The sequence below is a fragment of the Lysobacter fragariae genome (assembly GCF_054779775.1).
The window spans coordinates 280,005-294,359 of record NZ_BAAGXP010000001.1 but is presented as its reverse complement, the minus strand read 5'-3'; the positions used below and the strand labels follow the sequence as shown (position 1 = coordinate 294,359).

7 protein-coding genes are annotated in these 14,355 nt (G+C 68.3%); 4 read left to right on the top strand and 3 right to left on the bottom strand.

Annotated elements, in window-relative coordinates; translation table 11 throughout:
* Positions 1–78: 78 nt before the first annotated feature.
* Entirely contained in the window at positions 79–4,329 is a 4,251-nt protein-coding gene (hrpA, locus tag ACYVD7_RS01305; RefSeq protein ID WP_460758313.1) for an ATP-dependent RNA helicase HrpA, read from the top strand.
* Positions 4,330–4,341: 12 nt separating this feature from the next.
* On the opposite strand, the gene ACYVD7_RS01300 is transcribed toward hrpA, so the two are convergent.
* Positions 4,342–4,788, bottom strand: a complete 447-nt coding sequence (locus ACYVD7_RS01300) for a hypothetical protein (protein WP_460758732.1) — start codon at positions 4,786–4,788, stop codon at positions 4,342–4,344.
* Positions 4,789–5,040: 252 nt separating this feature from the next.
* Complete coding sequence (locus ACYVD7_RS01295; protein ID WP_460758310.1) at positions 5,041–5,538, bottom strand: hypothetical protein; 498 nt, start codon at positions 5,536–5,538, stop codon at positions 5,041–5,043.
* Positions 5,539–5,583: 45 nt separating this feature from the next.
* Between ACYVD7_RS01295 and ACYVD7_RS01290 the strand changes: the two genes are divergently transcribed.
* Together ACYVD7_RS01290 and ACYVD7_RS01285 are read left to right on the top strand one after the other, a co-directional pair.
* On the top strand, positions 5,584–7,764 hold the full coding sequence (locus tag ACYVD7_RS01290) for a RelA/SpoT family protein (RefSeq protein ID WP_460758307.1): 2,181 nt from the start codon (positions 5,584–5,586) through the stop codon (positions 7,762–7,764).
* Positions 7,765–7,831: 67 nt separating this feature from the next.
* On the top strand, positions 7,832–9,484 hold the full coding sequence (locus ACYVD7_RS01285; RefSeq protein WP_460758306.1) for a tetratricopeptide repeat protein: 1,653 nt from the start codon (positions 7,832–7,834) through the stop codon (positions 9,482–9,484).
* 86 nt (positions 9,485–9,570) lie between these two features.
* On the opposite strand, the gene ACYVD7_RS01280 is transcribed toward ACYVD7_RS01285, so the two are convergent.
* Positions 9,571–11,676, bottom strand: a complete 2,106-nt coding sequence (locus tag ACYVD7_RS01280) for a glycosyltransferase (RefSeq protein WP_460758304.1) — start codon at positions 11,674–11,676, stop codon at positions 9,571–9,573.
* A gap of 244 nt (positions 11,677–11,920) precedes the next feature.
* Between ACYVD7_RS01280 and mrcB the strand changes: the two genes are divergently transcribed.
* Positions 11,921–14,323, top strand: coding sequence for a penicillin-binding protein 1B (gene mrcB / locus ACYVD7_RS01275; RefSeq protein ID WP_460758303.1), 2,403 nt, complete (start codon positions 11,921–11,923; stop codon positions 14,321–14,323).
* Positions 14,324–14,355 lie beyond the last annotated feature (32 nt).

Below are 14,355 nucleotides of genomic sequence, written 5' to 3'. Positions count from 1 at the left end.
CTCCCTTCGTGGGTGCTGCGGTGACAATAGGCGGGCGCACGGCGCCAGTGAAATCAATTGTTCCTTTCGGCCTTATCGATGAACCCTATCGACACCACTGCTAAATCCGCGTCACAGGAGGGCGGCAAGCCCCCGGCGAAAGCGCGCGCGGATGGGCAGGGCAACCCGGAGCTGCAGCAGGCGCGCCGTGCGATCGATGGCGCGCTCAGTCGCGATCGGGGCCGCCTGCATGGGCTGTGGTCGCGCTGGAGCGGCAAGCCGGACGACGCAGCGGCGAAGACGGCCTTCGCGCAGGCGCTGCAGGCGTCGGTAGTGCATCGCGAAGCACGGATCGCCAATCTGCCCAAGGCGCCGGTGGATCCCTCGCTGCCGATTGCCGGAGAAGCCGAGCGCATCGTCGAGCTCATCCGCAAGCACCAGGTGGTGGTGATCGCTGGCGAAACCGGTTCCGGCAAGACCACGCAGCTGCCCAAGCTGTGTCTGGCGGCCGGCCGGGGCGCGGCGGGGATGATCGGCTGTACGCAGCCGCGCCGCATCGCCGCCCGTGCGGTGGCGCGCCGCGTTGCGGAGGAACTCGGTACCACGCTGGGTGGCGCGGTCGGCTACCAGGTTCGCTTCACCGAGAACGTCGGCGAACAGACCGCGGTGAAGTTCATGACCGACGGCATCCTGCTGGCGGAAATCCAGTCAGATCGCTGGCTCTCGCAGTACGACACGATCCTGATCGACGAGGCGCACGAGCGCAGCCTCAACATCGATTTCCTGCTCGGTTACCTGAAACAACTGTTGCAGAAGCGTCGCGACCTGAAGGTGATCGTGACCTCGGCGACGATCGACACGGCGCGCTTCGCCGAGCACTTCGACAACGCACCCGTGGTGGATGTCGAAGGCCGCAGCTATCCGGTGAACGTGCGTTACCGTCCGCTGGAAGGCGAAGGCGACACGCAGCCCGATGGACGCGCTTCCGGCGGCGAGCGCCGAGGCGAGCGCACGATCAACGACGGCATCGCCGCCGCCTGCGACGAAATCACCCGCGAAGACCCGCGCGGCGACGTGCTGATCTTCCTGTCCGGCGAGCGCGAGATCCGCGACGCCCACCACGTGCTGGAGCAACGCAAGTACCGCGAGACCGAAGTCATCCCGCTGTACGCACGCCTGTCCGTGCGCGACCAGGACCGCGTGTTCAATCCGGGCACCAAGCGCCGCATCGTGCTGGCAACGAATGTCGCGGAAACCTCGCTGACGGTGCCGCGCATCCGCTACGTCGTCGATCCAGGCCTGGCGCGGGTGAAGCGCTACAGCCCGCGCGGCAAGCTGGATCGCCTGCACATCGAAGACATCTCGCAGGCCAGCGCCGACCAGCGCAAGGGCCGCTGCGGGCGCATTTCCGAAGGCACCTGCTATCGCCTGTATTCCGAAGCTGATTTCGAATCGCGTCCGCGCTACACCGATCCGGAAATCCGCCGCGCCGCGCTGGCGGGCGTGATCCTGCGGATGCTGTCGCTGGGCCTGGGCCGGATCGAGGGCCGTGCGTCCGGGCAGCCCCAGGATGGGGATGCCCGGATCATCGAGAATTTCCCGTTCCTGGAGCCGCCGGACCCACGAGCCGTCGCCGATGGCTGGCAGCAGCTCTCCGAATTGGGCGCGATCGACGAGCAGCGCCGCATGACCGCCATCGGCAAACTGATGGCGCGACTGCCGGTGGACGTGAAGCTGGCGCGCATGCTGGTGGCCGCGAACGCACACGGCTGCCTGCGCGAGATGGTGGCGATTGCAGCGTTCCTGGGCATCCAGGATCCGCGCGAACGGCCCGCCGACCAGCGCGCCGCCGCGGACAACGCGCATGCGTTGTTTGCCGATGCGAAGTCGGAATTCGTGGGTATCCTGCGCTTGTGGGATGCCTACCAGGCGCAGTCCGAGGAGCTCACGCAATCGAAGCTGCGTGCGTGGTGCGAGAAGCACTTCCTGGGCTTCCTGCGCATGCGCGAATGGCGCGAGCTGCATCGGCAATTGAAGCTGCTGTGCGATGAGCTGGGGTGGACGCAGCGTGGGGTGGAACCCGCCAAAGGCGGAGTCCGCCACTCTGCGTCCGCGGCATCCAAGGCATCCGGGGCGTCGACGGCGGAAGCGCCTGCGGCGATTCCGCCCTACGGGTCCGAAAAGCACGATTCCCACCACTACGCCACCTTGCATCGCGCCCTCCTCACCGGCCTGCCCACGCAGCTTGGCCTGCGCGGCGACAAGGGCTTCTACGACGGCCCGCGCGGGCGCAAGTTCCAGTTGTTCCCCGGCTCGCCGCTGGCGAAAAAACCGCCGCCGTGGGTGCTGTCCGCGACCTTGCTGGACACCGAGCGCGTGTGGTCGATGACGAACGCCGCCATCGAGCCCGATTGGGCGATCAGCGAGTTGCCGCATCTGCTGTCGCGTCGCCACCACGATCCGCACTGGGCGCGCTCGCAGGGACGCGTGGTTGGCAGCGAACAGATCAGCCTGTTCGGGCTGGTGCTCGCACCGAAGCGTCCGGTGCACTACGGCGCGCTGTTTCCCGAGGAAAGTCGCGCCATCTTCGCCCGCGACGCGCTGGTCACCGGCGAGATCAACACGCGCTGCGCGTTCCTGCCGCGCAACCTCGCCACCCTCGCCAAGGCGCGCGAAGAAGAAGCCAAGCAGCGTCGCGCGGGGCTCGTCGTCGACGAGGAATGGATGGCGCAGTGGTACCTGGACCGGCTGCCGCCGCATGTCCACAACGCGCAGGCGCTGGATGCCTGGTTCAACAAGTTGCCGCCGGCGGACAGAGCGAAGCTGGAATGGTCGCTGTCCGACCTGATGATCGGCGGCGAGACCGAAGCCGCGCGCTTCCCGCCGTACCTCGCGCTTGGCGACGTGCGCCTCGCCGTGACGTACCGCTTCGAACCGGGTTCCTCCGACGACGGCATGACACTCTCGGTGCCGCTCCACCTGCTCAATGCGTTGGACCCATCGCGACTGTCGTGGCTGGCGCCGGGCTTTGTCGCCGACAAGGCAGCGGCGCTGATCCGCTCCCTGCCCAAGATACTGCGGCGCAACTTCGTTCCCGCGCCGGACTTCGCCCGCGCGTTCCACGAGGCGTTCGCCTCCGGACTCGATGGCAGGTCGGATTCCATCGCCGGCGCACTCGCACGCTTCCTGCAGAAACTCTCCGGCGTCGCCGTGGCAACGACCGACTTCGACGAGGACGCGCTGGAACCGCACATGCGCATGAACCTGCGCCTGGTCGAAGCACCGGCAACGGGTGGCGGCGGGAAGGCCGTGCTCGCCGAATCGCGCGACCTGGACGACCTGCGTCTGCGCTTCGGCGCGAGAGCTGCCGCCGCATTTGCCGCCAAGGCCGCCGATGGTCTGGCGCAGCGGGGGCTGGTGCAATTCCCCGCAACACCGATCCCGGCCTCGGTGCCCGGCGCGGGCGGCGTGCCCGCGTATCCGGCGCTGCACGACGACATCGACAGCGTGTCGTTGCGTGTGCACGCGCAACGCGAAGTGGCGCGACGCGAGCACCCGCAGGGCGTACGCCGCCTGATCGCGCTGGCGCTGGCGGACAAACTCAAGCAGGCGCGCAAGCAGTTGCCGGTGTCGCCGAAGATCGGCTTGCTGTATGCCGCGATCGAGTCCGCATCGCCAAGACCATTGGCCGGTCATGCCGCGACGCAGGGCGCCAGCTTGGGGCAGGCCGGTCAGGGCCACGCGAGCAAAGGCATGGCGCTGAAGGAAGGCGATCACCTGCGCGCGGACCTGATGGACGGCGCCTTCGATGCCCTGACGCACGAAGGACTGGATGACATCCGAGATGCCACGGCCTTCGCGGCACTGCTCGAAGGCGTCGCGAAGCGATTGTTCCCCGAGGCCGTCGAGCGCCTGCGCCAGGCCGAAACGATCCTCGCGGCCGTTGCCGAAGTGCGCGCGAAGCTCGAGTCGCCGCTGATGGGCTGGGCCAGCGGCAACCTGGACGACATGCGCGCGCATCTTGCAGCGCTGACCCCGCCTGGCTTCCTGCGTGATGTTCCGGCACAGGCGCTGCGCGAGTATCCGCGTTACCTCAAGGCGCTCTCACTGCGTGGTGAGCGGGCGTTGCGCGATCCCACTCGCGACCAGGCGCGGATGCTGGAGCTCAAGCCGTTTGTCGATGCGCTCGCGGCCGCGGTGATCCAGGGCGAGGCGGGCTCGTCGGACTGGCAGGCGCTGCGCTGGGAGCTGGAAGAATTGAGGGTGTCGTTGTTCGCGCAGGAACTCGGCGCGCGCGGCGGCGTCTCGCCGAAGAAACTGGCGACGCGGCTGGCGCACCTGCGCAGTTGACGCAGGGGACTCCTAGCGGATGCGCTGGACGCGCGCCTTCTGCGTGTCTTCGTCCACCTGGAAGAACCAACGCCCCATCACGCCCGGCACGACCACAATGTCGGGCGACTGGAGCGTACGCGGCAGGCGGATCTCGCCCTTCAGCACGCGCCACTGCTGGCCGTTTTCCAGTTCGAATACAGTGCCCGGGGCCCAGCCGCTCAATTCACCCACCAGGCGGCTCTCGACCGGACCTTCCATCGCGCCGGCGAAGGCGTCCTGGCTGCGTTCCAGCGTGGCGCGTTCGACGGTCGCTGCAGCCTGCGTGGCTTCCTCACGCAGCAACTGGTTGAGCAGCGCCAGTTGCGCCGGCGACAGCGTGTCCAGGCCGGTGTCGTGCAGCTGCTGCGTGCTCAGGCGTTGCTCGACGTTGACGTAGGCCGCCTGCGGAGGCGACGCGGCTGCGGCGCCGGCCAGCATCAGCAGCAGGATGATCCAGTGGCGCATGAATGCCGTTCCTCTTCCCGGACCGGGCGGGGCGCCCGGATTTCAGCGAAGCGATCACTGTATGAACGGTTTGTGTCAGTCCTGCGACAGCGCGCAGGCCGAGGGTAAGTCGAACTGGCCAGCGTTCTTACCTGGCCCGGGGGGCAATCCCACCCGTGCTCCGGCTCGCAGCCGGCGGGAACCGCCGGCCCCGTCGTCGCCGGGAGAGAGCCCGGCGTCAGAAAATCACTTGGTCCGGCGGACCGTCGCCATCGTGTTGCTGCCTTCGACCTTCATGTACCAGGCGTTGCCGATCAGGCTGGGCGCGATCCGCACCGGCGGGTTGGTCTTGCGTACACCGTGCACTTTGGCATCGTCGGTCTGCATCCACTCCTGGCCGTTGTCCAGCTTGTAGACATGGCCCTTGCCGAAGCCACTGAACTCGCCGACCAACGTCGCCACGATCGGATCGTTGCGGCCAAACGTGGCAAAGCCGCGATGCTCCTGCACGATCTTGTCCTTGGCCAGTTCGGCGGCCTTGGTGGTTTCCACTTCCAGCGTCCCCTTGAGCCACGCGTTGAGGTTGGCGAGCTCCTGCGGCGACAGCTTGTCCAGGCCAGCGGCCTTGAACTGCTCGGGCCTCATCTGCTGCTCGATCGGCTTGTCGGCGAACGCGGTGGGCGACAGCGCGAGCAGCGCGGCCATGGCGAACACGTGGAGCGGACGTAGGCGGATGGAAAGCATGTCTGTTCCTCTAGGCAGTTGCGGGCTAGTGTAGTCCGCACGCCGTTGTTTCCCCTATCCCCCGCGAACGTGACGAAACCTGCCGCCAACGTCGTCCCCGCCACCCTGCTGGCGCAGCCCGCGGCGCAGGTTATCGCGTCGCCGCTGCGCGGTGCGCTCGCCGATTCCTACGCGGACCCCGCGGCCTGCGAACCCGTGCGCGACCCGTCGGCGATCATCGAAGGCACGCTGGACGCGCTGGCCCTGCTGGGTGCGGATGGCGAGACCGTCGCAGCAGCCATCCTCGACGTGTGCCCGCTCAAGGCAGGGCCGCAGGCCGCGCTGGAAAAGAAGTTCCCCGCCGTCGCGGCGTTGCTGGAAGGCCAGCGGGCTGCGTCGCAGGTGTGGTCGTTGCATGCGCAGCACGGTGCGCACGCCAGCAACGAGGGCCTGCGTCGCCTGCTGCTCGCGATCGTGCGCGACCTGCGCGTGGTCCCGATCCTGCTCGCGCGCCAGCTGGCACGCATGCGCCAGGCGGCCACCCTGCCCGAAGGCGAGCGCCGGGCGCTGGCGGAACTGACGCGCGACATCCACGCGCCCCTCGCGAACCGCCTGGGCATCTGGCAACTGAAGTGGGAGCTGGAAGACCTCGCCTTCCGCTACCTGGAACCGGACACTTACAAGCAGATCGCGCGACTGCTGGACGAGAAGCGCGGCGACCGCGAACGCTACATCGAGCAGGTCAAGCGCACGCTGCGCGACGCGATGGCCGCGCAGGGCGTCAACGCCGACATCGCCGGACGGCCCAAGCACATCTACAGCATCTGGAAGAAGATGCGGCGCAAGGACGTACCGATCGGCGAACTCTACGACCTGCGCGCCGTGCGCGTGCTGGTGGACGATGTCGCCGCGTGCTACGCCGCGCTGGGCATCGTGCATGCGACGTGGGCGCCGATACCGAGTGAGTTCGACGACTACATCGCCCGACCCAAGCGCAACGATTACCGTTCGCTGCACACCGCGGTGGTCGGGCCGGAAGGCAAGACGCTGGAAGTGCAGATCCGCACCTTCGACATGCACCGCCAGGCCGAGCTGGGCGTGGCCGCGCACTGGAAATACAAGGAAGTCGGCAGCCACAGCGCGGACGCCGCCTTCGATCGCAAGATCGCGTGGATGCGGCGCCTGCTGGAGTCGCACGGCGAGGGCGAAGGCGCGTTGCGTGGCGAGCTGGACACCGAACTGGTCGAAGACCGCATCTACGTGCTCACGCCCAAGGGCGAGGTGATCGACCTGCCCAGCGGCGCGACGCCGCTGGATTTCGCGTACCACGTGCACACCGAAGTCGGGCATCGCTGCCGTGGCGCCAAGGTCGATGGTCGCATCGTGCCGCTGGACCACAAGCTGCGCAGCGGCGACCGCGTGGAGATCATGACCGCCAAGACCGGCGAACCGCGACGCGACTGGCTGGTGGCGTCGAATGGATTCCTCGCCAGTGGACGTTCGCGCGACAAGGTCCGCGCGTGGTTCCACAAGCTCGACCGTGCGCGCAACGAGTCCGAAGGCAAGGACATGCTGGACAAGGAACTGCGCCGGCTCGGATTGCTGGGTGCGGATCTGGCGCCGGCCCGCGAGCGTTTCCGCGCGGAGGACGATGGCGACCTGTACGTGCAGGTCGCGCTGGGCGACCTGGGGCCGCACCAGGTCGGACGCGTGCTGTTGGAAGCAGAACGCGCCGCCAACGCGCCGGCCGAAGACGCCGCCACGATCGCGGTGTCGCGTGCGCCGCGCCGCGTCCCGCGCCGTGCCACTGATTTCACCGTGGAAGGCGTGGGCAACCTGCTGGTGCAGCTGTCGCGCTGCTGCCAACCGGTCGCCGGCGAACCCATCGTCGGTTACCTCACCCAGGGGCGCGGTGTCAGCGTGCACCGGCCCGATTGCGCGTCGTTCCAGCGCCTGTCCTCGGCGCAGCCGCAGCGCGTGCTGCCGGTGGAGTGGGGCACGCGCGGCGCCGGCTACGAAGTTGACATCGAAGTGTTGGCGCTGGACCGCAAATGGCTGCTGAAGGAAGTCAGCAACGCCATTGCCCAAGCCAATGCACACGTTTCCAGCATCAGCAGCCAATTGGAGCGCAACGGCGCGCGCGTGCGCCTGCGTGCGCGGTTGCGGGTGAGTGACTACGGCCAGCTGTCGGCGCTGCTGGGCAAACTGTCGGCGCTGCCCGGGGTGGAGCAGGCGCATCGCGGCTGAATGATGCGTTGGTCTCCCGTGAGCCCCGCGACTCCGTGTGAATGTGCGTGGCGGTATCCTCGGCTGGATGGATCCCGCGAACCCCCGTCCCGATGCCACGCGCGAATTCGTTTCGCGACGCGATCCGTCGCGGCGCGAGCAGTTGCGACAGGAGCCGTCTCGACAGGAGCCCTCGCTCGGACGCTTCGATGACGTGACGTTCCGGCGTGGCGGTCCGCCATCCCACGGCACGCGTGTGCATCGCTGGCGTTGGCTCGCCCTGGTCGTTGCGGTCGTACTGGCGCTGGTGCTGCTGCGTCGCCCCGTATCCGACTGGTTGTGGCCGGAGACCGCCGCCCAGCGCCTCCACGACCAGGCAGTAGCAGCGATGGCGCAGGGCCGGCTCACCGCCGCCGACGGCAGCGGCGCGCGCGAGTTGTATGAAGCCGCGCTCGCGCTCGACCCCGACCGCCGCGAAGCGCGTGAAGGGCTCGATCGCGTCGGCAAGGCCGCACTATCACAGGCGCACACGGCGATGCTGCGGCATCGCTATCCACAGGCGCACGCGGCGTTGAAGCTGGCCGCCGACCTGTCGATGCCGCGCGCGCAGATCGATGCGCTGGAACAGCAGCTGCGCCAGTTCGAGATCGCGGATGCGGATATCGACGGCCTGCTGAAGCAGGCAGCGGCCGCACGTGCGGAGGGTCGCCTCGATGGCGACGTGCGCGCTGCATTGCCGTTGTATCTGCACGTGCTCGACCTGCAGCCGAACCTGACGGCAGCGCTGGAAGGCCGGGAGGACGTTGTCGCCGACCTGCTGCAGCAGGCGCGCCAGCATCTGGCGGATGGTGACATCGATAAGGCCGTGGAGCTGGTCCGTCGCGCCCAGCAGGCGCATCCGGATCACGCCGATCTGCCGGACGTCCTGGCGGAGCTGGCCCGAGCAGGCGATCGCAAACGTGAGCAGGCCGATCACTATGTTCGGCAGGGCGATGTCGCATCCGCACTGCAGGGATACCACGACGCATTGCTGGTGAATCCGCAGGATATGGCCGCACGCCGTGGCGTGGTCGCCATCGCCACCGCGCAGGCGCGGCGCAGCGAACGACTGGCGGCGGACTACCGTTTCGACGACGCGGTCCGGGCGCTGGCGCAAGCGCAGCAAGTCGCGTCGGGCGCCGCCGTCGATGTTCCCGCGATTGCCGAAGCGCGCCAGCACCTGGTACGCGCACGCCAGGCGCAACGGCAGGTGGGCCCGCGGTTGCCAGCCGCGCAACGTGAACAGCAGGTCGTGCAACTGCTGGCCGAAGCGGCCTCCGCGCAGGCACGCGGCGACTTGCTGACGCCGCCGGGCGACAGCGCCTTCGACCACATCAGCGCAGCACGCGCAGTCGCGCCGCAGGATGCCCGCGTCAAGGCAGCCGCCGCGAAGCTGGCACCCGCGGCGACGCAATGCTTCACGCAGGCGCTGCGCGGCAATCGGCTGGTGCGCGCCGGCGCATGCCTGGATGCGCGCCGGGCGCTGGAAGGTACGACGCCAGGTGTGCGGCAGGCACAACGGGAACTCGCCCAACGCTGGATCGCCAATGGCGACGAGCGCTTGGGCGCCGGCGAATTGCAAGGGGCGCAGGTCGCGTTGAACGCCGCGCGTGCGCTGGATCCCAATGCGGAGGGTCTGGCCGCATTCGCGGAGCGCCTGCGCGTCGCGCATGTCGGCGTGGGTGAACAGCAGAAGCAATAGGCGTCGCGGTAGCTAACGATCGCGATGCCAAGTCACGGATCGCGACGCGCGGTCACCTAGACGCAGGGCCTGCCGACGGTGCGAGTTCAGGTCGCTGACGAACCCAGCAACACCCGTCGCACTACGTCCCGTCCTGCGTCCAGCGAGAAATGCCGTTCGACGTTGCGCAAGCCGTTGGCTGCAAGTTTCAGCCACAACGCCTCGTCGCCATACAGGCGCAACACCGCTTCGGCAAAGCCATCGGCATCGTCGGCGACGAGCACATCCTCGCCAGCGTGCAGGTGCATGCCTTCCACCGCGCAGGAGGTCGCCACCACCGGTTGGCCGTGCGCCATGCTCAGGTTGACCTTGCCCTTGACGCCGGCACCGTAGCGCAGCGGCGCCAACGCGATGCGGGCGCCGTCCATGTGCGGCTGGATGTCCTTGATGTGGCCGTGCACCACGACACCCGGGCGCGAACCCAGCGCGGTGACTTCCGTCGGGGCGTCACCGCCGATGCAATGGAATCGCACCTGCGGCAAGCGTGCACGGATCTTCGCGAACACCTCGTCGACGAACCAGCACACGGCGTCCACGTTCGGCGGATGACGGAAACCGCCAACGAACACCAGGTCCGCGCGATGGGCAAACGATCGGCCCGGGCCGGATACGTGGTGCAGGGTCGACAGCACTTCCACGCGCGCCTGAGGCGCATCGTTCGCCAGCAGTGCGCGTTCCACCTCGCTCACCACCAGGGTCACGTCGCTGCGGGCGATGACGTCCAGTTCCAGGGCGCGGGTGTGCTGCGCGGTGCGGGCTAGGGCAGGGTCCCCGGTCAGCTGTGCGCCACGACTTTCGCGCAGGTAGTGCAGGTCGACCGTATCGAACACGATCCGTGCCTGCGGGGCATGCTCGCGGAGCAGCGGCAGGAACTCGCTGGCGATGTAATGGCGGCATACCACGATCGTGTCGAAGCGGTGTCCGTGTTCGCGCAGCCAGGTCGGCGGGCGCCGCGCGAACGGCGAGTGCCAGGTTTCCACGCCCAACTGCTGCAGCGCCTGCGTGTAGCGGCCGTCGCTGGCAAGGTTGGCCGGAAGGAATGACACCTGCGCGCCTTCTTCGCGCATCAGCCGCATCAGGTTGAGCATCCGCAATGATCCGGCGTCGCGGTCCGGTTGCGGCGTCTGCGCATCGATGACCAGCACCCGGGGCGCGCGTGCATGGCCGCGCGCGACTGCATCCGCTTCGGTGCCGGCTGGCGCGTGGTGGGCCAGCGCGCCCTGCCATTTGCGCGCGAAAATGTCGCGGTTCCTTACCTGGTAGGCCTTGGTGCCCGAGCCCGTATCGGTGCCCGAGGTCGTGCCTTCGTCATGCACCACGCGCGCGTCGGGCTGGTACAGCACGCGCAGGCCCGCCGCGCGCACGGCGAAGGCGAGGTCCGTGTCCTCGTAATAGGCCGGCGCATAGCGTGCGTCGAAGCCGCCAAGCTGCGCGAACAACGCACGCGGGATCGCGATCGCCGCGCCGGAACAGTAATCGGCATCGCGCACGCAGCCGTAGCGCGGATCGGTCGACGAATCGAAGCGGCCATAGTTCCATGCGCTGCCGTCGCGGAAGACGATTCCGCCGGCTTCCTGCAGCCGGCCATCCGGGTAGAGCAGCTGTGCGCCGACCAGTCCCGTGCCGGGGTGTTCGTCGAAGGTGCGCAACAGCGCGTCCAGCCAACCCGGTTGCGGAACGGTGTCGTTGTTGAGGAAGACGATGTATTCGCCGCGGGCCAGCGCCGCGCCGTCGTTGCAGGCGGCGATGAAGCCGCCATTCGCGGCGCGGCGGTGGTAACGCAGCCCGGCGATCTGTTGCAGGCAGTCCTGCGTCTGATCGCTCGAACCGTCGTCGACGACGATTATTTCCATCGCGGCGGCGGGCGGATGCGCCGCCAGTGCGCGCAGGCAGGCCAGCGTATGCGTGAACTGGTTGAAGACCGGGATCACGATGCTCGCCGCCGGCGCATCGCCCGTCGGTACGGCGAAGGGCGCGAACGCCTCGGTCCCCGGCAGAAACAATATCGGGCGCAGCGCGGCCGGCGGGCGGCGGAACTGCCTGAGTACGCGATGCCACGTGGGCCCCAGGCCACGCGTATGCAAGCTCGACCAGCCACGGCGCAGCAGGCCGGTGCCCCGATTGATGAGGAAGCGCAGGTCGGCCCAGGTCATGCGGGTGCAACCACCCCGAATCCCGCCGATGTCGAAAACTGCGCTTGCATCAGGTCCTGCCTTGCCTCTGGAGTGCTTTGCTTCTGGATTGCTTCGTTGAGGTGCCCGACCACGCCTGGGCCATCGGTCGGAGCAACGCCCCGCGCCCAACCCGCGGAATGTGGCGTGAACCGGGATCAACGGCCCACGGACGCACAGGTTGGCTGCGCTAGACTCCCTCACCTCCGGTCTATTCTGGCATCACGTGGCGATCGATTACGACGAAGACGAGCAGGACGAACAGGAAGAGGGCCAGCCCGAAGGTGAATGGAAGCGACGCCTGGTCACCTGGACGCTGGCGGCGATAGGCCTGGGACTGGGGTTCCTGATCCCCTACATGCTGTACCTCAACCACCAGGTGTCCGAGCGTTTCGGTCGCCTGCAGTGGCAGGTTCCCACCCGCGTCTATGCGCGCCCGCTGGAGCTGCGCACCGGTCTGGCGATGGATTCGCGCACGCTCAAGACCGAGCTGGACGCGGCGAGCTATCACGAAGGCGACGGCAGCCGCGAAGGCAGCTACGCGCAGTCGGGTGGTCGCTGGAAGATCTCCAGCCGTGGATTCAACGACGTCGACGGCAAGGTGCCGGCGCGCCGGGTCGAGGTCGTCCTCTCCGGTGGCCGGGTGGCCTCCGTGCGCGATGTCGCCAGCAAGGGCACGCTCAAGTCCGCGCGACTGGATCCGGCCCGCATTGCCTCGCTCTACGGCCAGAAGCAGGAAGAGCGCCGCCTGGTCCGGATCGAGGAAGTCCCCGAACTGCTGGTCACCGGCCTGCAGGCCGTCGAGGACCGCGACTTCAACCATCACATCGGCATCGATTTCACCGGCATGCTGCGCGCGGCGTTCAAGAACGCAACCGGCGGCCGGCGCCAGGGTGCGAGCACGCTGACCCAGCAGCTCGCGCGCAGCGGCCTGCTCGGCATCGGCAAGGAACGCACGTTCAGCCGCAAGTTCAACGAAATCCTCTACGCGCTGATCATCGATGCGCGCTACGAGAAGCGCGACATCCTGGAGGCCTACCTCAACCAGGTCTACCTGGGCCAGCGCGGTGCGCAGGCGATCCACGGCGTCGCCGCGGGTGCGGAGTTCTGGTTCGGCCGCGACCTGCGCGACCTGAGCACCGAACAGATCGCGCTCCTGATCGGTGAGGTGAAGGGCCCCTCGGCCTACGATCCGCGCCGGCATCCGGCCGCAGCGCTGGACCGGCGCAACTTCGTCCTCGGCGAGATGCTGGAGACCAAGCTGATCGACAAGAAGGAATACGAACGCGCGAAGCAGGCGCCGCTGGGCGTCACCGACGTCGCCGGCAACCTCGCGCCCAACCGCTTCCCGGCCTATGTGGATCTGGTTCGCCGCCAGCTCGCGCGCGACTACCCGGCCGACGCGCTGGTCGGTGCCGGCTTGAGCGTGATGAGCGGCATGTCGCCGTCCGCGCAGGCCCAGGCCGAAGGCGCCGCGCTGCGCACGCTCAAGAGCCTAGACAGCAAGCGCCGCCCGCCGCTGCAGACGGGCCTGGTCGTGACCGACGTGCACAACGGCGAAGTCGTCGCCGTCGTCGGCAGCCGCGTGTACAGCGAGCACGGTTTCAACCGCGCGGTGGAAGCGCAGCGCCCGGTGGGTTCGCTGCTCAAGCCGTTCGTCTACCTGTTGGCGCTGGCGACACCGGAACGCTATTCGCTGGCCAGCTACGTCGACGATTCGCCGGTGACGGTGCAGCTGGATCACGGCAAGCGCTGGAGTCCCGGCAATTCCGATGGTCGTAGCCATGGCTCGGTGCGGCTGGTCGATGCGCTGGCGCACTCCTACAACCAGGCCACGGTGCGCGTGGGCATGCAGGTGGCGCCGGAGCGCGTCGCCGACCTGATCAAGACCCTCGCCGGCATCCAGGCCGAGCCGCGGCCTTCATTGATCCTGGGCGCGGTCGACCAGAGTCCGTACGCGATGGCGCAGCTCTACCAGTTCCTCGCCAGTGGTGGCGAAATCCAGCCGCTGCACGCGGTGCGCGGCGTGCTCGATGCCAGCGGACGCGCGGTCAAGCGTTACGACTCCGACCCGCCTCCGGCGCAGGAAGGCGACGCGATCGCCGCGCGCCTGATCACCATCGCCGGTCAGCAGACCGTCACTAGCGGCACCGCGTCGCAGCTGGTGCGCGACGGCCTGGGTCGACTCAATCCTGCCGGCAAGACCGGCACCAGCAACGACGGCCGCGACAGCTGGTTCGCCGGCTGGACCGGCGACCACCTCGCCGTGATCTGGGTTGGCAACGACCAGAACCAGGAAACCGGCCTGTACGGCGCCACTGGCGCGATGCGCGTGTGGTCGGCGATCTTCTCGCGCCTTCCCACCGCACCGCTGGACGTGGGCGACAAGGGCATCGACTGGCAGTGGGTGGTCAACAGCAACACCACCGATGCCGCCTGCGCCGGCGCACGCCAGTTCCCGTTCGTGGCCGGGTTCGCACCCGACTACACGCCGTGCCCGATGGCTGCGCCGGAACCCGAAGACGACGAAGGCGGCAGCTGGCGCGACTGGTTCGGACTGGGGCGGGACAAGGTGCCAAGCGATGACGAGAAGGAACCAGCGGAGCAGGTTCCGCCGCCCCCACAGTGATCGTCCCTAACCGCCCCGCCGTGATCGTTGCA

Excerpts from the sequence above, each read along its gene's own strand:
- ACYVD7_RS01285 (WP_460758306.1), top strand. The coding sequence starts at position 7,832 with ATGGATCCCGCGAACCCCCGTCCCGATGCCACGCGCGAATTCGTTTCG.
- hrpA (WP_460758313.1), top strand. The coding sequence starts at position 79 with ATGAACCCTATCGACACCACTGCTAAATCCGCGTCACAGGAGGGCGGC.
- ACYVD7_RS01300 (WP_460758732.1), bottom strand. The coding sequence starts at position 4,788 with ATGCTGGCCGGCGCCGCAGCCGCGTCGCCTCCGCAGGCGGCCTACGTC.
- ACYVD7_RS01280 (WP_460758304.1), bottom strand. The coding sequence starts at position 11,676 with ATGACCTGGGCCGACCTGCGCTTCCTCATCAATCGGGGCACCGGCCTG.
- ACYVD7_RS01295 (WP_460758310.1), bottom strand. The coding sequence starts at position 5,538 with ATGCTTTCCATCCGCCTACGTCCGCTCCACGTGTTCGCCATGGCCGCG.